Here is a 17,125-nt window from a genome sequence, read left to right on the forward strand (position 1 = left end):
GGATGGCGGAGAAAAGTCGCCTCGAAATCCATCCCCGAAACGCTGGTGACCGGTATTGAGCGAGCGCACCCTGGACGGCCTGACGGCTGCTGCCGCTCGCAACGGCACCCCCACTAGCCCGCCCGAATCCGCTGGCGGGCGCATGTAACGTCTGGTGCCGATCCCGCGGTCACCGGGCATGACGGCTTCGATCCCCGAGAGCTACTTTTCCACTGTCGCCCAGGTCATCCCCATGGTCATCATCACCATGGTGATCGAAATGCGCGCCACCATACTCGTGCTCCGCGCGAGGGGCGGCCAGCCCGTACGGCGCCGCTTCCGCAAGGCGGTCCCGACCGCGCCACCGCGCTGGCCGCGGCTGCTGCGCGCGATCCCGGTGATCACGGGGTTCGCGGTGGGCGCTGCATGGGCCGGGGAGTGGTCGGCGCTAGGGCGTGTATCGGAAGTAGATCTTGAGGTGGGATGATCTTGTCCTGTGGCACGTGGAGATCTGACGGATGCGCAGTGGGCCCGGCTGGAGCCGTTGTTGCCGATGGGCGCGAAGCCGGGCCGGCCGCCGATATGGGCCAGGCGGCAGCTGATCGACGGCATACGGTGGCGGACACGGACCGGGACACCGTGGCGGGATGTGCCGGAGCGGTACGGGCCCTGGGGCCGGGTGTACGACCTGTTCCGGCGCTGGCAGCGGGACGGCACCTGGCAGCGGATCTTCGCCGAGCTGCAGGCCCAGGCGGACGCGAAGCAGCTGATCGCCTGGGACATCAACGTCGACTCCACCGTCTGCCGGGCCCACCAGCACGCCGCCGGGGCGCGGAAAAGGGGGACCTGCAGGTCGAACCGCCCGGTGGTGCCTCCGCCAACTTCAACGGGTCAGATGTCGTGCTCAAGAGCGACACGAACAGCAGCTTCGGTCAGTGGGCGCAGACGGCCACCGTCTCGTCCGGTGGCGGTCAGAGCGCCTTCATCTACACCCTGCGGGCCAGTATCGACAGCGGCGCTCCGCTGTGTCTGACCGCCAAGAACACGGTGGACGTCATCGTGGCGACCTGCAACAACACCGACAGCCAGAAGTGGTTCCATCCGACTGCCGTCGCGGGCCCGGGGGGCACCCTGCCGACGAAGAACGTCCAGACCTTGAGGCATCTCGGCCAGAGCCAATCGACCAGTGCCGTTCCCTTGTCGCAGTTCGCCCAGATCGGAATCCACTTCTGGGCCAAGCGCACCGTCTGACCGTCTTCGGGTGTCAAGACCCAGACCGCAACGTCAGCCGATCGGCGCCGATCAGCGTGTCGAGCCGGTCGGACAGCAGGCTGGTGTAACGGGTGACGGCATCCATGCCCGGCACGTCCGCCGGCGCGGTGGAGCCGCCGTCGCCCGGCTCCACCGCCCGGCGTACGTCGACCTGCTCAGCTCACCACTCGACGTACGCCGGACGGTGAGCTGAGCAGCTCGCGAGGGCCCATCAGCGCGAACACGTTGGCCGGCACCGTCTCTCCAGCGCTCTTACCGGATAGGGCGTGTGCAACCGGCCGGTTCACCACACAGGCCGCCGTCCGGGTGGGGCTCATCTACGCCCAACGCGAGCCGGGACACCCATGGCCAAGCCTAGGTACCTAGGTGTTGGCCTATGCAAGGACCTAGGTGGCACCCGCCCACGTGGGTGGGCTTCTACAGCCCCGTGACGGGGTTGTCGGTCCAGGGTCGCCCTCTTCGAGGTAGCCGAGCAGGGCGCGGGAGCCGTCGGCCCATCCGCCGTGGCGGCCGATGCGCTCCAGGTTCGCGCCGGCGCGGCGGGCGGCGGTGGCGAATCCGCGGCGCAGCGAGTGGCCGGTCCACCGGCCCTCCAGGCCGGCGGCCGCGGCGATGCGGGCCACGACGTCGGCGATCGCCTCAGGGGTCATCCGGCCGTCGGGGTCGCCGATCGGGCGCCCGGCCCGGGTCATCGGAGCGGCGACGCGGCCGTGTTCGTCGATGCGCACCAGCAGCAGCCGGCGGTGCGGCCCGCCTCGGCCATGGCGGCCAGCAGGTCGCGCACGGCGCGCACCGAGCAGGTGGCGGGGATGCGGCCGTAGGGAATGGCCACCCTTGTGCGCCGGTAGACGGTGACCAGCAGCCCGTCGGGGGTCTCGGCGACGTCGGCGATGTCGAGCGCGGCCAGCTCGCTGACGCGGGCGGCGCAGGCGTAGCCCAGCAGCAGCAGCAGCAGCACGGCGTCGCGCTTGCCGGCTAATGTCGAGCGGTCGAGGGTGGCGAGCATGGCGCACAGCGCGTCGGGGACGGCCGCGTCGGCCTTGCGCGGCCGCGCGGCCGGATCCTTGGCCAGGGCCAGGCGCTCGCGGTAGCCCGACAGCACCTTGCGGGCGCCCTTGGTCTGCGGCGGGTCGACGTCGGCGGCGTGGTGCATGGTGCGGATCGCGGCCAGCGCGCGCTCGATGGACGGCGGGGCCGGCGGCCGGCCGGTGCGCACCGAGGGCGCGACGGTCAGATGCGTGATGTACTCGGTGACGGTCTGAGCCGTCGCGGGGATCGGGACGCGGCCGCGCTCGGCGCACCAGGCGAGAAACGCGCTCCAGTCGCGGGCGTAGGCGCGGCGCGGCGCGGCGACTCCGGCACGCCGGCCTCGATGGCGGCGCGGGCCGCGGCGCTGAGCGACAGATCCGCCTCGCTGTGCCCGCCGAGGGCGAGCGGGCCGGTCGGGCGGGGTGCGAGCACGGCCACTGGTGTGCCTCCCGGGACGGATGTTGACTTTTGAAGAAGGAACAATCTTGAGGTGGTGGCTAAGTGTCCGATGTCGGACACGGACTGTATCTGGCGGATTTGTGCAGGCGGTGGAGGATGAGCAGGGCGGCCGCGGTAGAGGTCGCCCTGCTCGTCCTCCACCGCCGGTATATGGCCACGACGTGTAGCGATCGTGATCCGGACCGGCGTTCCCTAGCGCTGTTCGAAGGATGTCTCATGACGGGAACCCGCCCTGCCCTGCCCAACGCCACCACGCCGGAATTCCAGGCCGAAGCACTCGCCGAAGCCAACGCCTACCGCGCCAAGCACCACGCGCCGCCCATGGTCATGGACCCGGAACTCAACGCCTATGCGTTAGAGCGGGCTTCCTCCCGCTCTGAGCAGGAAGGGCTCAAGGCCGGTCACACCGGCCTGCGCACGCAGACGGGCGAGAACATCTTTTGGGGCGGCGACGCTGAAGCCCTGCCCGGATCGGTCGCGGTCAAGAAGTGGTACGACGAGATCGCCGCCTACGACTTCGCCGCCGCCCAGTTCTCATCCGGCGCCGGCCACTTCACGCAACTGGTCTGGAAGGCCAGCACCAAGGTCGGCATCGCGCGCGTCGCGGGGCAGCCAGGTGAATACTTCGAGACGTACATTGTGTTCGTCTTCGAGGAGCGCGGAAACATGCAGGGCGCATTCGCGGACAACGTGCTGCCCGCCTGACCGGCTGATCAGCTCCATTCGGTACCCACCACGGAACCTCTCTCCGGCCGATGCCATAGGACTCTCGTCGGGTGGCAGCTCGTCATAGCTACAGGAGGTCCAGGCCGCCGTGTCGGAAACCCCCGGGGGTAGGGGGCAGTGCCGACCCGGCCGGACGGCTGGCCCGACCTGCTGCGGCGCCGGCCGCTGAGCAGCACCGAACGCGCCCGGCTGCAGGCCCGACTGGAGTCCGGGCCGAAGGACGCGCCGGATACATCGGCCCCATCTACGTGTACGCCTACAACTTCAGCGGCGGTGGTGACATCTACTACCGGATCGACGGCGGTTCGACCTGGTACTGGGCGACAGGCGCCTATTCCAACGCCTCAGGATACTTCTCGGTGTCGTTCACCGTCCCACGGTGCGCCTACTCCACGGTGACGATCAAGGGACTGGGCTGGGGAGGCGGCCAGTCCAATGAGGACTTCGTCTACGCCCTGTGCTGACCTGTAGGTCCTCTCGCGCTTTCAGGTCAGACCGGCGTCCCTTGGACCGATGCAACGTTCGGATTACCTTTGAACGCGATCACCAGCCGCGATCTTGTCATGACGCGAGTATGGGGTCATGCCGGGACGCGTTCTGAAATGGGTGGGCATCACCCTTTTCATCGGCACTGCGATCGGGATGAGTCTCTACCTCACCCAGACCACGCCGGACACGGCCGACAAGCGGGCCAGCGTGGTCGGCGCCTTCATCGCCTTGGCGAGCCTGGCTCTGACGCTCTACGGAATGCGCGCTGATCGCCGAAGCGGCCCAGCGCCTGCGTCGGTCGTCTCCGACGACACCATCGCCGCCGCCAAAAAGACGCTGGCCGTCCTGGTCGCCCAGCAATGGCGCACCGAGGCCACCATCCGCTCTCTGGGTGATCCCGAACCTATCCCCATCGTGTGGCACCTGGTCGACGACCCGGGCCTGATGGACCATCCCCGGCTGATCGGCAAGCAGCTGCTGACCTTCACCGCCAGAGGCGACCAGATTCCCCAGCTTGTCCACCACTTTCGCCAGTTGCGCCGCCGGCGGCTGGTCATCACCGGCGGCCCCGGCACCGGCAAGACCACCCTGGCCATCCAACTGCTGCTGCAGTTGTCCGGCCCGGCCGGTGACAGCGCCGATCCGGTGCCGGTGCTGGTGCCGGTCAACGGCTGGGACACCACCGCCCACCCCCGGCTGCACGACTGGCTCGCCACCCGCCTGGCCCGCGACTACCCCGCTCTGACCGCCCCGCAATTCGGCCCCGCCGCCGCCAAAGCCCTCCTCGACCACGGCCACATACTGCCCATCCTGGACGGCCTGGACGAGATCCCCCACCAGGCCCGCACCGCCGTGATGAGCGCGTTGAACCGGTGGCTGGCCGACAGCGACCAGTTCATCCTCACCAGCCGCACCAGCGAGTTCGCCACCGCGGTGGACCAGGCCGGCGACGTGCTGACCGCCGCCGCCGTCATCACCCCCGCCCCGATCACCCCCGCCACCGCCGAACGCTACCTGCGCACCTGTCTGCCCCCGGTACCCCGGCACAACTGGACACCGGTCTGGACCGCGCTGCGCAACGCCTCCCGCCCAGGGCTCAGCGCACTGACCGAAACCGCGCTGGGACTGTGGCTGATCCGCACCGTGTACATCACCGCGGTCACACACCCCACACCGCTCACCGGCCCCTTGGCCGAGCAGGAGACAACGCTGCGCGCGCACCTTCTGGACCACCTGGTCACGGCCGCCGTCCACAACCGGCCCCCCAGCACCGATCGGGCCGAGCATTTCCGCCCCCGGCGCACGTGGGATCCCGTACAGGCCCGAGACTACCTGGCCTACCTGGCTCGTCTGCTGACCGATCAGCACACCCGCGATCTGGTTTGGTGGCATCTTGCCGGACATGTCATCCCTGATCCCGCCCAACGGCGCGCGATGGCCCGCCGCGCCCAGCTCGCAGTCCTGTTTCTGGCCAGCGTCGCCGGTGTGCTCGCGTACGGGCTCGCGGGAATGCCCACGGTCGGGTTCCGGGCCATGGTGGAGGGCTACACGTGGACCGACGCTTCGGGGCGGGTCATCTTCGGGGCCGATTTCGGAGCGGCCCCCTGGCTACTCTCCGGGCTGGTTCCGGGGTTCGTCGCCGGCCTGGCCGCTCAGCGGTGGGTCATCCGGGCATGGGGTCATGTCGATTCGCGCCTTCGCAGGAAAACCGCGCAGCTCATCACACGCCACAGAGCCAGTCTGCGCATCGGACTCCTGATCACCTTGGTGGTGGGGTTTGCGTATGGGATCGGCTCATTCTCCTTGCCCCTGGTGACTCTGTTGGTGTTCGGGCTGGTATTTGGGCTGGTGCTCGGCCTGGTGTGCGGGTTCGCGACGCAGCAGTGGTTCACCCAGACACCTGGCTATGCCGATCTTCGCCTCTACGGGAGGACAGCCGACCTCATCAAACACCTGAGATCGTCCCTGAGTATCGGGCTGATGGTCGGGCTGGTGATCGGTCTGGTCTACGGGTTCACGCTCGAACTCGCGATCGAGTTCGCGGGCGATCTGGTGACCGGGCTGCTTGTGGGCGCGCTGCTCGGGGCGGTAGCCGGGCTGGTGTTCGGCCTGGCGTTCGGTCTCATCGCGTGGGCAGAACAGCCCGCGTCCACCACGACCGCGACCACCCCGTTGAGCAGTTGGAAAGCCGATCGCAGGCTCACTGTCCTGCGAACGGTCACATTCGGGCTCGTGTTCGGACTGGCGGTCTACAGCACGTTCCTGCTGGGGGTCGGGCTCGGCCTCGAGAGCGTGGCCGGGCTCGCGATGGGTGTGATGCTCGGCGTCGTGGGCGGGCTCACGGTGGGAGACCATCATGCTTGGCTGGCTTACCAGATCACCGCCTGGCGGCTGGCCCGGGCCAGGCGTACCCCGCGTGCGCTGATGGCCTTTCTCGACGACGCCCACCGGCTAGGCCTGCTGCGTACGGTCGGCCCTGTTTACCAGTTCCGCCACGCCGACCTGCAAGACCATCTCGCAGCCCTCCCCAGGCTGGGCAACGCGAGCGCCACAGCCACAACATAAAAATCCACGAAAAATGCGAAGTAGGTCTGAACAAGATCGGCCACCGCCCTTCGGACCTACCTTGCAACCCGCTGCTCAGCGCGCGAGGCCTCTACGACCTTCACGCGGAATGGACTACCGAATCCGGGTGATCTCTAGCAGATCTGGCCGGCCTGGAGTGATCAGGCGGAACGTGGCGGTCTGATCCACCGCGATGCCGAGCAGGTGGCCGTCCTGCGGGTCGTAGTGCGGCTGGTAGCGTGCGGCCGGCATCCACGCGGCGTAGAAGGGGAATGCCGCGGCGCCGCCGCGCACCCGGGCGTCCGGTGAGTTCGCCCACCGGTGGCAGTCGCATGCCCCGTCGCCACAGTGCTCGGCGTTCAGGTCGCGAGGGGTGGAGCGGTAGTGCTCCCTGGCACCGGCCAGCATGGGGCAGACGCTGGCTGGAGTGATCGTCGGCGGGCTGGTGCTGTTCGGCGTGCAGGGGCTCCGCCCGGAGGCACAGGTGAGCGCGGCCACGCTGTTCGACCTGCTGAAGATCGCGTTCGCGGTGGTGGCCGGGTGGGCGGGCTGGTGGCGTTGGTGGTGTCCTACCGGCGGCAGAAGGTCGCCGAGGCCGCTCAGGTTCTGGCCGAGCAGGCCGAGCAGCGCGCTCACCGTGGCGAGCAGCGCCAGGCGACCAAGCTGCACAACGAGCGGTTCACCACTGCCGCCGGGCAGCTCGGCCACGACTCCGCGGCTGGCCGGCGCGCACGCCCTGGCCGGGCTGGCCGACGGCGCCCCCACCCGGGAGCTGCGGCGGATGTGCATCGATGTGCTGTGCGCTTATCTGCGGATGCCCCGACAGCCCGCGACCCGCCGACGACGCCCCTGAGGCCGACTGGCTGGCCTTCGCTGGGCTGCGCGAGGTCCGGCACACCATCATCCGCCTGATCACCGCCCACCTACGCGACGACGCCACAGCGTCGTGGCAGGGCCGCGACCTGGACTTCACCGGCGTGATCTTCGACGGGGGCGACTTCACCTGCGCGGTGTTCTCCGGCGGCACGGTCACCTTCGGCGGCACGGTGGACTTCGGTGGCGCGAGGTTCTCCGGCGGCACGGTCAACTTCGGCAGCGCGGACTTCTCCGGCGGCACGGTAGACCTGAGCAGTCCTGGCCGGTGGGAGGTTGCGCCGGTCGGGTTGCCGTTTACGGTGCCGGCGGGTCTGCTGTTGCCGGCGGTGGCCGTCGCGGTGCCGGGACCGGATCCGGGGGCGTCTGGTGCGGGCGGGGTTCCGCCGGAGGAGGCGACCGGGAGAGAGTGAGCCGGGCGAGTGTGGCGGGGCAGTTTCCGACAGGCCGAGCGAGAGTGCCCGGGATATGGGCATCGTAGGGTCATGGCCCGATTACTCCTCCATCGTCTTCTGCGCCGCGAGCCTGCACCGGTCTCCACGATGAGATGGCGCTTGCATCGGCCGGTACGCCCGGTGCGGTTGCTTCCGATCAGCATCGCACTGATCCTCACACTGGCGGCGGGCGCTGCGGCGGCGCTGGTGCTGGTGCTGGGCGGGCTGGCCGCACTGGGGCCGGTGAAGCTGGGTGCTGCGGCGCCGACCGTGGATCAGGTGCTGGAGGTGGTGAAACTATCGTTAGCGGTGGTGGCTGGGATCGGTGGTGTGGTGGCGCTGGTAGTGGCCTACCGCAAGCAGCGCATCACCGAGGCAGGCGAGCATCGCGAGCAGGCCAAGCTATACGCCGAGCGCTTTGATAAGGCAGGCGACAAACTCGGCAACGACTCAGCCGCCGTCCGCCTGGCCGGGGTACATGCCCTGGCCGCGCTGGCTGATGATTGGGCCGGGGGCCGGCAGATGTGCATTGACGTGCTGTGCGCCTACCTCCGCATGCCGCCGGCCCCCCATCCTGGCCCCGACGACGCCGCCGACACCCACACCGCCTGGCAGGCAATGGCCGAGGTCCGTGCGACCATCTGGCGCCTGATCGGCACGCATTTGCGCGCCAACGCCGCCATCGCCTGGCACGGGGCCGACTTGGACTTCACTGGGGTCATCTTCACCACAAACGTCGACTTCACCAACACGGTCTTCCCCGCTGGACAAGTCCGCTTCGACAACGCGAAGTTCTCCAGCGGCACGGTCGACTTCAACGGCGCGACGTTCTCCGGCGGTGAGGCCGGGTTCGTCGGCACGGAGTTCTCCGGCAGCACGGTCAGGTTCGGCGGCGCGGTGTTCTCCGGCGGCACGGTTGACTTCAACGGCGCGAACATCACCAGCGGCAGGGTCGGCTTCGCTGGCGCGAAGTTTTGCGGTGGCACGGTCAGCTTCGGCGGCGCGGTGTTCTCCGGCGGCACGGTCGACTTCAACGGCGCGATGTTCTCCGGCGGTGAGGCCGGGTTCGTCGGCGCCGAGTTCTCCGGCAGCACGGTCAGGTTCAGGGGCGCGAAGTTCTCCGGTGGCATGGTCGGGTTCGACCGCGCCAAGTTCTCCGGAGGCACGACTGCTTTCATCGGCGCCGAGTTTTCCGGCGGCACGACTGCTTTCGTCGGCGCCGAGTTCTCCGGAGGCGCGGCGAGGTTCAACACCGCGAAGTTCTGCGGCGGCAGGGTCGGCTTCGCTGGCGCGAAGTTTTGCGGTGGCAAGGTCGGGTTCAGCGGTGCAGTGTTCTCTGATGGCACGGTCAACCTCGGCGGTGCAGTGTTCTCCGGTGGCACGGTCGACCTCGGCCGCGCAGTGTTCTCCGGCGGCACAATCAACTTCGGCCGCGCGGCGTTCTCCGGTAGCACGGTCGACTTCAACCTTGTGAGCTTCTCCGGTGGCACGGTCGACTTCGGCCGCGCAGTGTTCTCCGGTGGCACGGTCAAGTTCGGCGGTGCGGTGTTCTCTAATGGCATGGTCGACTTCGGCGGTGCGGTGTTCTCTAATGGCATGGTCGACTTCGGCCGTGCGGCGTTCTCCGGCGGCATGGTGGACTTCCGCGGCGCGGTGTTCTCCGGCGGTACGGTCGACCTGAGCACTCCGGCTCGGTGGGAGGTTGCGCTGGTCGGGTTGTCGAATCCGGCGCCAGCGGGTCTGCTGTTGCCGGCTGTGGCCGTCGCGATGTCGGAGCCGGTTCCGGCGTCGTCTGGTGCGGGCGAGGCCCCGCCGGAGGCGGCAACCGCCGGGGAGTGAGCCGTGCGGATGAGGCGCTGTTTTGCCGGGTTGTCACGGGTGGCGGGAACGGCCAAGCGTACCGGTACTTGGTGAGCAACCAAATCAACAAGAAGCAGCGCAATGGTAGGGACGTCTTTGTAGGGGTAGGTTTCGGGTCCGACTTCAACGGTCTGGCTGGGTGGCCAAGCGGCCGATTCGATACCGATCAGAACGTCCTGGGCTATACCGACTTTAGCAGCCTGTTCGTCGGAAGCCCAGGAGGGCACGGCAAGTGCTATTTGGCTCTAGGTGGATTTCCGCCGAGCCCTCCTCACGTGATGTATCCGTTCACCTCGCCGCTCACCGGCGCGACTTTCGATCGGTCCGATCTCTCATCATGGAGCGGCCGGCCGGAAGCCTACGATATCTCCGTTGACGGGGTCGCCCATGTGGGAATGATTCCCGATTTTGTGGAGGCGTTGCGAGTCATGGGCATCTCCGATCAAGAGCTTGGCCCGCTGTGGTACGGCGCTGAGGCATATATCCGCATGTGGAAGGCGCCGAGGCGTGGGGATTGAACAGCATCACATGGGAACAACCGGAGAACAAGGCGAAGTGCCATGAGCTGCGAATGGAACTCAACGGAGATGACTTCCTTCCAGGAGGAAAGCTCCCGGGATGGGCCCTGCAGAAACGTGACGCCCTCGCCAGCGCAGGCTGCTACGGGTTGCCGTGAGGATGATTCCGAGACCAGGGCTTCGTTACCAGGACTGGGTTGGCGAGTATTCCAGTTAAGTGTAGAAGCTCGCGGTGTGACCCAGACGAGCCTGCAATGAGCTGGGCGCCGATCTCATAACGTGAGCTGCCGGATGGGCTGCCTTGGTGCTGGCTCGGTAGTGGGGGACATTTCGTCATCTATCCCTGCTTGCTGGTGGGTTGGTGGTGTGTGGGGTGGCATGGCCGGTGTGGTGGGTGCCTGCCAGGGATGCGGGGTCGATGGCGAGGATGAGTGCGGTGACGGGGTTGCTTCCGGGGGTGTCGGCGACGATCCGGTACAGGCCCGGCCGGGGCAGTTCCACCTGCGCGGCGTACATCTGGCCGCGCCGGCCGGGGGAGGGGCGGTCGATGATGTGACCGTGATCGCCTCCTCGATCCAGCAGCCGGCGCCGGTGGGGGCGGCCTGGGCGCCGGTGAGGGTGAGCTGCCAGGGCTGCCCGGCGGCCACGGTGTCGGGGGCGTCCAGGCCGGGGGCGTGGCCGGGGCCGAGCCGGCCGCCGTGGTCGAGATCGCCGCCGGTGATCACTCCGCAGGCGAAGTCGATGGCGGCGGTGGTTTTGGCCAGGGCGCCGTGCTGCTGGGCCAGCGGCGTGGCGCGGGGCCGGTGGGCTGAGACGCGGGGCACGGTGCCATCGCCCATGGCGTCCCCGGTGGACCAGCCGGCCGTGCCGGTCGCGGACCAGTTCGCCGTCGGGGTGCACCGAGAAGGTGTGCCGGTGGGGGTGCACGCTGCTCTGGTGGATGGTCAGTGACTGCACGGTGGGCTGGTCGATGCCGGTCAGCACGTGGGTGACGGCGTCCAGGTGCGCCTGCGACTGGATGATGCCGCGCGCCTGCTCGGCTGTGACCCCGAGCCTTGTCCTCGCGGCGGCCGCGGCGGGGGAGTCGGTCGCCGGGCCGAGTTCGGCGGCCAGGTCCAGCAGGGCGTGCAGCCGCGCGGCATCGACGGCCAGGTCCGCGTCGCCGCCGAGGTCGGCCACCTGGGCGGGGGTGAGCGCGACGGCGTCGTCGCCGGTGTCGACGCAGCGGTAGGAGGGCAGCAGATCGTGCACGCCGGGCATGGTGGCGGCCAGCCGGCGCAGACCGTCGCGGGGCAGCGGGAGGGGGGCGCCGTGGCCGGCGCCGATCAGGGTGGCGGCCAGCGGGGATCCCCGGTAGGGGGTGCCGAGGGTGACCACGGCCCGGATGTCGTCGACGGCGCCGGGGATCAGGGTGAGCGCCCGGGCCAGCAGCCCGCCCATGGAGTGAGCCACCAGCATCAACTGCCCCTGCCGCCCCCGATCCCGCGCATCCGGGTCGCCCGGGCCGGCAGGGCCGGCAGGGCCGGTGGTGCGGCCGCGCGGGTCGGGGCGGTGGCGGCGTGCCTGCTGGTGCGCGGGGTGGGCGCGCCAGTCGGCGAGGTGGCGGTGGGCGGCCTCGGCGAGCAGGGCGGCGTTGTAGCGGACCGGCAGCCGCCAGTCGTAGGCGAACTCCAGCACCGCGGCCGGGTGCACCACCGCCTGGCCGACCCGCTCGGCCAGGCGGGTGTAGGGCTCGATACCGCCCAGACCGGGCAGCAGCGCGTGTAGTCCCACAAGCTAAGACCGCTGACCAGTCGATCAGGCAACGGACACGCGCGTCGATAAGCGCTTACGCGTCTGCTCCCAGGCACCTCCCAGCATCGCCCAGCCGTGGGAGCAATCACCAGCCGACCGCGCCGGCCACCATGACGGTGGCCGGTAGTCAGCTTCACCCCCGGCCGAGCGCGCCACGGCGCGGGCTTCGGCGGGGAGCAGTAGGCCCCGGACCTCTCACGAAGTCCGGGGCCGAATGCTGTCAGGCGCGGCTACCACCCGTCGGTGGCCGCTGCTGTTAGCCGTGCCAGTGAACGCAGTCGAGATGCCGATGGCTTCACCAGGCCTGCGGGCGTGGTGTGTCAGCTGATGGTGCGCAGGGCGGGCCAGATCGTCGTCCACGGGGCACGGGTGCTGGTGCATACCGTGACCGGTCTGCCCTGTTCGCCATTGTCGATGCCAAGCTGATTGTCGATATGGGCGACATCCCGGCAGCCGGCGAAGTACTGGGCCCAACTGGCCGGTCGCCAATCCCCGACGTGGACGACAGTGGTGCGGGCGGCGGGTGGAGGTCCCCAGCTCCAGTAGGAATTGTGACCCGAGTAGACCGGCGGCAGTCCTTGGCCGAGGAGAACGATGGCGCTGGCCTCGCTGTAGTCATTGGTCAGGATCACCGCGTGGTCGCGCTGCTCTGGGGGCAGGGCGGACACGACCTGCGCCACGGTGGCGACGAACTGCGGCCAGCCGATCTGATTGGCCACGTCGGGCACGGTGGCGGGCAAGGTGGTCCTGGCGTAGTCGGCGACCGGCAGGACTGGCAGGGTCAGCAACGCGATCAACCCGCCGGAGGTGATGGCCGCCGCGGCGAACCCCGCGGTCTTGAGCAGTCGATGGCCCCGGGCGATCCACCCGTCCAGGACGATCCCGCCGGCCGCCATGAACAGAGAAGCGCTGCCGATCACGTAGTACGTCTTGCCGCCGCTGACGAGGTCCAGGGCCAGCGCCACGAGGGCCGCGACCCCGAGTGGTCGCCACGGCGCGGCCGCCCGCGACCCCAGCACCCAGACCAGGCCGGCGATGCTCACGGGGAACAGCAAGGGACCGGTGAACAGCCACAGGAATGGCAAGACCTGGGCCCGGTTCGTCGCGGCGTACCCGGCGATCTGCGAGGCCATGGTCAGCTGCGGCCAGCCGTGTACGGCCTGCCAGGCCAGATTCGGTGCCCACCCGATGGCCGCGATGGCGGCCGCGGCCCACGCCCACCGCGAGCGCACGACTTCCCAGCGCCGGCACAGCAGCACCCCGACGGCGAGGCCCGCGGCGAGAAACAGCAGTGTGTCCTTGTTCTCCAGCCCGATGCCCGCACCCACCCCCACTGCCACCCATAGCCGCCGGTCGCCGCCGGCGAGCACCCGAACGAGCAACCACAGCACCGCCGCCCATACCAACAGGTCCAGCTCCGTGGTGGTGTTCAGATGCCCGGCCGCGAGGTAGCCCGAGACGCCGGCCGTCAGCGCGGCCAGCACCTGCGCCCGGCGGGAGCCACCCAGGTCACGGGCGACGAACCCCACGATGACCACAACGAAAGCCATCTCCAGCGCCGGCAGGATCCGCGTGGCCGTCGGCGAGACGCCAAGGAGCGCGACCCACGCCGCCGACAGCAACGGGGTTAACGGGGGCTGATCCACGTACCCGAACGCTGGATGTCGCCCGGCGGCGACGAAGTAGAGCTCGTCGCCGTGGAAGCCGTACGCCCCCGCCAGGCTGAGCAGTCCGGCGAGCATCAGCCCGGCAGTCAGCCACACGGGCCACGGCACCGTCCACCATCGGGAGGCAACCAGCGTGACGTGCGGGCCGACGGGCGGATGCGGAAGCGACAAGACTTCCGCGTCCGGCGGCGGTGCCATGTCAGGCGCCTTGCCGTTGCCGGGAAGCATGCGACGCCAGGGTGGCGGACGCTGCGATCGCGGCGGCGCCGGCCACCCAGAACAGGGCCGGCCAGTCCCGGATCGACTCGATGTCCAGGTGGAGTCGGACAACGCCGGTCAGGAGCAGCGCCACCGGCATGGTGGTGGCTAGGAGGTTGATTCGGGTGTAGCCGAATCTGATCAGCAACGGGAGTTGAATCGAGATGTTGACTGCGAACAGCACCCAGCACAGGGTCAACAGCGTTGCCACACTTCTGCCGAACGGTATGCCTTGGGCCTGCGCGAGGAGAGCAGCCAGAGCGGTACCGGCGATGGCGACGACGAAAAAGCTCATCAGGGCCCAGGCGTAGTGCCCGAGCAGCACCGTTCGGCGCGGCAGGGGCAGCACGGCGTACAGGGTCTGCAGGTCCGCCTTGTCACCGACGACGAACGGCTGCGCGGTGAGAATCGGCGCGAGCACCAGCGCGAGCGTCGGTACGAGAACCACGGGGTTGCGGGAGTCGATCAGGACGATCGCTCCGAACACCAGCAGGCCCGGGATCCGATACGGCGCAATGGTACGCAGGTGGAGCAGCGTCATCCGGGCGACGGCGGTCATGCGAACTCCTCCCGCCGGCCGTTGGGCACGGTCGCCGCTGAGTTCCTCGACGATACTCCGATGTGGACGGCGATCTCCTCGAGGGTGGGAACCTCGACCAGGACGCCCCCGCCGAGAAGGTCGGCCTCCTCGGTGCGGACCAGCGCCTGCGCCGTGGTGGACGACCGCTTGACGCCGATCAGCTCTACGCCGACAAGGTCGATCAGCTCGTCCGGCCCGGCCCGCACCACCCGGTAGCCGTCCAGGATCTCGTCCCTGCGGCCCGTCCGGACGACCCGACCACCATGGATGAGCGTCACGAAGTCGCCGATGCGGTCCAGGTCCGTGGTGACGTGCGTGGAGAACAGGACGCTGTGCCCCTCGTCAAGAAGGAAGTCCCCGATGATACCGACGAGCTCGTCCCGAGCCACGGGGTCAAGACCGCTGGTCGGCTCGTCGAAGACAAGGAGCCGCGCCCGGTGCGACAGCGCCACCGCGATCATCAGCTTCATCCCCATGCCGCGGGAGAGTTCTTTGACCTTCGCCCGCGGGTCCAGGCCGAACTCCGCGAGCAACTGTCGATATCGGACGCTGTCCCAACGGTCATAGAAGGGCCGCAGCGTCCGTTCGACCTCAGCCAGCCGCCAATCGCCCACGAGATAGGTGTGATCGAGCACCACCCCGACGTCCTGGCGCAGCGCCGCCGGTCCGGGCACCCGATGGCCCAACAGCTCGATCTCTCCCGTCTCGATCCCGCGCATGCCCAGCAGGCAACGAATCGCCGTCGTCTTGCCGGCACCATTGGCACCGATCAGGCCCATGACGTAGCCGGTCGGCAGCTCGAAGCTCACATCACGCAACGCGAAGCCGTTGCCCACCGCGCAGCCCACTCCACGCAGGGCGAACGCGAGATCGCCGTTCACTGATTCATCCCTCCTGAGCTGAGGCGTACTCATGCCCGGCCTGGAGCAAGCCGTCCAGGATCTGAATAAGATCGTCACGATCCAGGCGAGCCAACAAGGCGGCGTCTAAGGCGGCCTGCAGACCGTCCTCCACCCGGCGCAGCAGCTGCTCGCGTACCAGGGCCGAGTCCAGCGGCAGAACATAGGCGCCCTTGCCGGGGACCGTGACGATGAACCCCTCCGCAGCCAACTCCGCGTAGGCGCGGGTCGTGGTTATAACGCTGATCCGCAGATCACGAGCAAGGACCCGTACAGACGGCAGAGCGCTGCCCTGTACGAGCTCCCCCGACAGGATGGCCGTACCGACCTGTTCCTTGATCTGTTGATAAAGGGGCACGCCACCGCTATTGGACAACACCACCCGCACGACGGCCTCCGTTCGCCTACATCTGTACATAGCGACTATACACAGTCAGTACGGTAGTTGCACAAGGACCCGGGAGTCGGGGGCCGACCGGCCGGGATGTCGGGCACCGCAGCGGGTGCAGGCTGTCGGGCTGGTCGTGATGGCATGCCATGCGGGGAGCGCGGGTCAGTCGGGCGACATCATCGGCCGTGGTGTTCTCTCGGCGCATCACCCCTTGCTGCGCACGTTGGAGTCGGAGCATGTCCTCGTCGCTGAACTGGGTCAGGTCGGCATCCCTTGCGCCACGGGCACTTTCCGCACGGCGCGGTCCGGAACTCGGTGCTACTTCCAGTGTCTTATGGAGGGCTGAATGCCGGCTCGCTGCTCGGCTTGATGCTCATATGCCTCTTTCCTCACTGCTAAGCGGTTGTCATTGGCAGCAGAGCGGCGGACAGCATCGCGCGGTGCGGGGACACGGAAGCCGGCAGCCCCTGCTTCGGCGGGCAGCGCCCGACAGTCCAAGTGCGGACGCACCGGCTCACGCGATCACGCCAGCTCCCGTAACACCGCGTTCAACCGCTCCTCACGCTCCCGATCCGCCGCGATCCCCGGCATCCGGTAGCAGGCAACCCGCGCCCGGCCCTCGTGGTCCGGCTTCGACCGCCAGCTCGCGGTGTACGGCGAGTCAAGGATCACCTCGAGGTCCGACCTCGACAGGACGTGCTGGCGAATCCGCGACACCACTATTTCGGCCACGACCCTGTCACGCAGGTCGGTGAACTCCTCGGCAAGGACCTTGTTCGGCGCGGCGGTCCGGCGCGACGAGATCCGCGAGCCTGCCGGCCCGGGACGTCGAGGTCCACCAGGAGGGCCTGATCGTGCACATCCGGTACTCCAAGACCAAGCCCCCGCAGCCCGGCCATCAAGCCGGGTCCCACGAACTGACCTGCGCGGTGCGGTCGTGGCAGGCGTGGGCCGCCGCGGTGGACCTCGCCCAGACGGGCCCGCGTTCCGCCGGATCCGGCATGGCCAGGTCCTCGGCGGGATGTCCGCGCAGGCCATCGGCAACGTGTGGTCGGACGCCGCAGAGCTCGCGGGCCTGCCCCGCCTCACCTCGCAGGGCGCGCGGGCGGGCCTGGCCACCGCGTCCCGGGCGGCCGCATTCGCGGTCGTCGGGACTCAGTCGTTGGTGGACGGCCCTGGTCCAGTCGCGGCGTACCGGGCGACGATGGTGCGGACGGCCTCGTCCACCACTTGGGCCACGCGTTCGGCGCTCACCTCCCAGCCCGGCACCAGGAGCGTCGGCCAGAAGACGTAGTTGGAGATCATGCCCAGGAACTGGGTGGCTGCGAGGTC

At 69.0% G+C, this 17,125-nt stretch carries 18 protein-coding genes and 1 pseudogene; 9 read left to right on the forward strand and 10 right to left on the reverse strand.

Going from position 1 to position 17,125, the window contains the following annotated elements:
* The first annotated feature begins 178 nt into the window (after positions 1 to 178).
* The 3 genes and pseudogenes from ABZT47_RS38395 to ABZT47_RS38405 all read left to right on the forward strand — a co-directional run bounded on the left by ABZT47_RS38395 (position 179) and on the right by ABZT47_RS38405 (position 1,230).
* Positions 179 to 466 carry a hypothetical protein gene (locus tag ABZT47_RS38395; protein WP_354853174.1) on the forward strand — a complete coding sequence of 96 codons (288 nt, stop codon included), beginning with the start codon at positions 179 to 181 and terminating at the stop codon, positions 464 to 466.
* A gap of 9 nt (positions 467 to 475) precedes the next feature.
* Positions 476 to 817 (forward strand): annotated as a pseudogene (locus tag ABZT47_RS38400) (IS5 family transposase); the annotation flags it as partial.
* Positions 818 to 879: 62 nt separating this feature from the next.
* Entirely contained in the window at positions 880 to 1,230 is a 351-nt protein-coding gene (locus ABZT47_RS38405; RefSeq protein ID WP_354853214.1) for a hypothetical protein, read from the forward strand.
* Between the two features lie 13 nt (positions 1,231 to 1,243).
* Here ABZT47_RS38405 and ABZT47_RS38410 read toward each other — a convergent pair whose 3' ends face one another.
* The 3 genes from ABZT47_RS38410 to ABZT47_RS38420 form a co-directional block, all read right to left on the reverse strand.
* Positions 1,244 to 1,384: a hypothetical protein gene (locus ABZT47_RS38410; RefSeq protein ID WP_354853178.1), complete on the reverse strand. Its 141-nt coding sequence runs from the start codon at positions 1,382 to 1,384 to the stop codon at positions 1,244 to 1,246.
* 253 nt (positions 1,385 to 1,637) lie between these two features.
* Complete coding sequence (locus tag ABZT47_RS38415) at positions 1,638 to 1,979, reverse strand: tyrosine-type recombinase/integrase (RefSeq protein ID WP_354853180.1); 342 nt, start codon at positions 1,977 to 1,979, stop codon at positions 1,638 to 1,640.
* Positions 1,940 to 2,467, reverse strand: a complete 528-nt coding sequence (locus ABZT47_RS38420; protein WP_354853182.1) for a hypothetical protein — start codon at positions 2,465 to 2,467, stop codon at positions 1,940 to 1,942. The genes ABZT47_RS38415 and ABZT47_RS38420 overlap by 40 nt, the downstream gene beginning before the upstream one ends.
* Positions 2,468 to 2,955: 488 nt before the next feature.
* Here ABZT47_RS38420 and ABZT47_RS38425 point away from each other — a divergent pair, with 488 nt between their 5' ends.
* The 3 genes from ABZT47_RS38425 (at position 2,956) to ABZT47_RS38435 (ending at position 6,519) form a co-directional block, all read left to right on the forward strand.
* Complete coding sequence (locus ABZT47_RS38425; RefSeq protein WP_354853184.1) at positions 2,956 to 3,444, forward strand: CAP family protein; 489 nt, start codon at positions 2,956 to 2,958, stop codon at positions 3,442 to 3,444.
* Positions 3,445 to 3,713: 269 nt separating this feature from the next.
* Complete coding sequence (locus ABZT47_RS38430) at positions 3,714 to 3,929, forward strand: hypothetical protein (RefSeq protein ID WP_354853186.1); 216 nt, start codon at positions 3,714 to 3,716, stop codon at positions 3,927 to 3,929.
* Positions 3,930 to 4,047: 118 nt separating this feature from the next.
* Complete coding sequence (locus ABZT47_RS38435) at positions 4,048 to 6,519, forward strand: NACHT domain-containing protein (RefSeq protein ID WP_354853188.1); 2,472 nt, start codon at positions 4,048 to 4,050, stop codon at positions 6,517 to 6,519.
* 114 nt (positions 6,520 to 6,633) lie between these two features.
* On the opposite strand, the gene ABZT47_RS38440 is transcribed toward ABZT47_RS38435, so the two are convergent.
* On the reverse strand, positions 6,634 to 7,308 hold the full coding sequence (locus ABZT47_RS38440; RefSeq protein WP_354853190.1) for a hypothetical protein: 675 nt from the start codon (positions 7,306 to 7,308) through the stop codon (positions 6,634 to 6,636).
* Positions 7,309 to 7,310: 2 nt separating this feature from the next.
* Between ABZT47_RS38440 and ABZT47_RS38445 the strand changes: the two genes are divergently transcribed.
* The 3 genes from ABZT47_RS38445 to ABZT47_RS38455 all read left to right on the forward strand — a co-directional run bounded on the left by ABZT47_RS38445 (position 7,311) and on the right by ABZT47_RS38455 (position 10,204).
* Positions 7,311 to 7,805 (forward strand): hypothetical protein, encoded by a 495-nt coding sequence (locus ABZT47_RS38445; protein ID WP_354853192.1) that lies wholly within the window; start codon positions 7,311 to 7,313, stop codon positions 7,803 to 7,805.
* A gap of 72 nt (positions 7,806 to 7,877) precedes the next feature.
* Entirely contained in the window at positions 7,878 to 9,665 is a 1,788-nt protein-coding gene (locus ABZT47_RS38450) for a pentapeptide repeat-containing protein (protein WP_354853194.1), read from the forward strand.
* Between the two features lie 71 nt (positions 9,666 to 9,736).
* Complete coding sequence (locus tag ABZT47_RS38455; RefSeq protein ID WP_354853196.1) at positions 9,737 to 10,204, forward strand: hypothetical protein; 468 nt, start codon at positions 9,737 to 9,739, stop codon at positions 10,202 to 10,204.
* A gap of 333 nt (positions 10,205 to 10,537) precedes the next feature.
* Here the strand turns inward: ABZT47_RS38455 and ABZT47_RS38460 are convergent, their stop codons facing one another.
* The 6 genes from ABZT47_RS38460 to ABZT47_RS38485 all read right to left on the reverse strand — a co-directional run.
* Complete coding sequence (locus tag ABZT47_RS38460; protein ID WP_354853198.1) at positions 10,538 to 11,977, reverse strand: hypothetical protein; 1,440 nt, start codon at positions 11,975 to 11,977, stop codon at positions 10,538 to 10,540.
* A 341-nt stretch (positions 11,978 to 12,318) separates the two neighbouring features.
* Positions 12,319 to 13,893 (reverse strand): glycosyltransferase family 39 protein, encoded by a 1,575-nt coding sequence (locus ABZT47_RS38465; protein ID WP_354853200.1) that lies wholly within the window; start codon positions 13,891 to 13,893, stop codon positions 12,319 to 12,321.
* Positions 13,865 to 14,482, reverse strand: coding sequence for an ABC-2 transporter permease (locus ABZT47_RS38470; protein ID WP_354853202.1), 618 nt, complete (start codon positions 14,480 to 14,482; stop codon positions 13,865 to 13,867). Before ABZT47_RS38470 ends, ABZT47_RS38465 begins: the two co-directional genes overlap by 29 nt.
* Positions 14,479 to 15,384, reverse strand: a complete 906-nt coding sequence (locus tag ABZT47_RS38475) for an ABC transporter ATP-binding protein (RefSeq protein ID WP_354853204.1) — start codon at positions 15,382 to 15,384, stop codon at positions 14,479 to 14,481. The genes ABZT47_RS38470 and ABZT47_RS38475 overlap by 4 nt, the downstream gene beginning before the upstream one ends.
* Before the next feature lie 4 nt (positions 15,385 to 15,388).
* Positions 15,389 to 15,790: a GntR family transcriptional regulator gene (locus ABZT47_RS38480; RefSeq protein ID WP_354853206.1), complete on the reverse strand. Its 402-nt coding sequence runs from the start codon at positions 15,788 to 15,790 to the stop codon at positions 15,389 to 15,391.
* 1,158 nt (positions 15,791 to 16,948) lie between these two features.
* Positions 16,949 to 17,125, reverse strand: a 177-nt coding sequence (locus ABZT47_RS38485) for a TetR/AcrR family transcriptional regulator C-terminal domain-containing protein (protein ID WP_354853210.1), incomplete at its 5' end; no start/stop codon positions are given.

It is taken from the genome of Sphaerisporangium sp. NPDC005289, assembly GCF_040607455.1.
Classification (GTDB): domain Bacteria; phylum Actinomycetota; class Actinomycetes; order Streptosporangiales; family Streptosporangiaceae; genus Sphaerisporangium; species Sphaerisporangium rhizosphaerae.

Excerpts from the sequence above, each read along its gene's own strand:
- ABZT47_RS38470 (WP_354853202.1), bottom strand. The coding sequence starts at position 14,482 with ATGACCGCCGTCGCCCGGATGACGCTGCTCCACCTGCGTACCATTGCG.
- ABZT47_RS38445 (WP_354853192.1), top strand. The coding sequence starts at position 7,311 with ATGTGCTGTGCGCTTATCTGCGGATGCCCCGACAGCCCGCGACCCGCC.
- ABZT47_RS38435 (WP_354853188.1), top strand. The coding sequence starts at position 4,048 with ATGCCGGGACGCGTTCTGAAATGGGTGGGCATCACCCTTTTCATCGGC.
- ABZT47_RS38450 (WP_354853194.1), top strand. The coding sequence starts at position 7,878 with ATGGCCCGATTACTCCTCCATCGTCTTCTGCGCCGCGAGCCTGCACCG.
- ABZT47_RS38395 (WP_354853174.1), top strand. The coding sequence starts at position 179 with ATGACGGCTTCGATCCCCGAGAGCTACTTTTCCACTGTCGCCCAGGTC.
- ABZT47_RS38440 (WP_354853190.1), bottom strand. The coding sequence starts at position 7,308 with ATGCACATCCGCCGCAGCTCCCGGGTGGGGGCGCCGTCGGCCAGCCCG.
- ABZT47_RS38465 (WP_354853200.1), bottom strand. The coding sequence starts at position 13,893 with ATGCTTCCCGGCAACGGCAAGGCGCCTGACATGGCACCGCCGCCGGAC.
- ABZT47_RS38425 (WP_354853184.1), top strand. The coding sequence starts at position 2,956 with ATGACGGGAACCCGCCCTGCCCTGCCCAACGCCACCACGCCGGAATTC.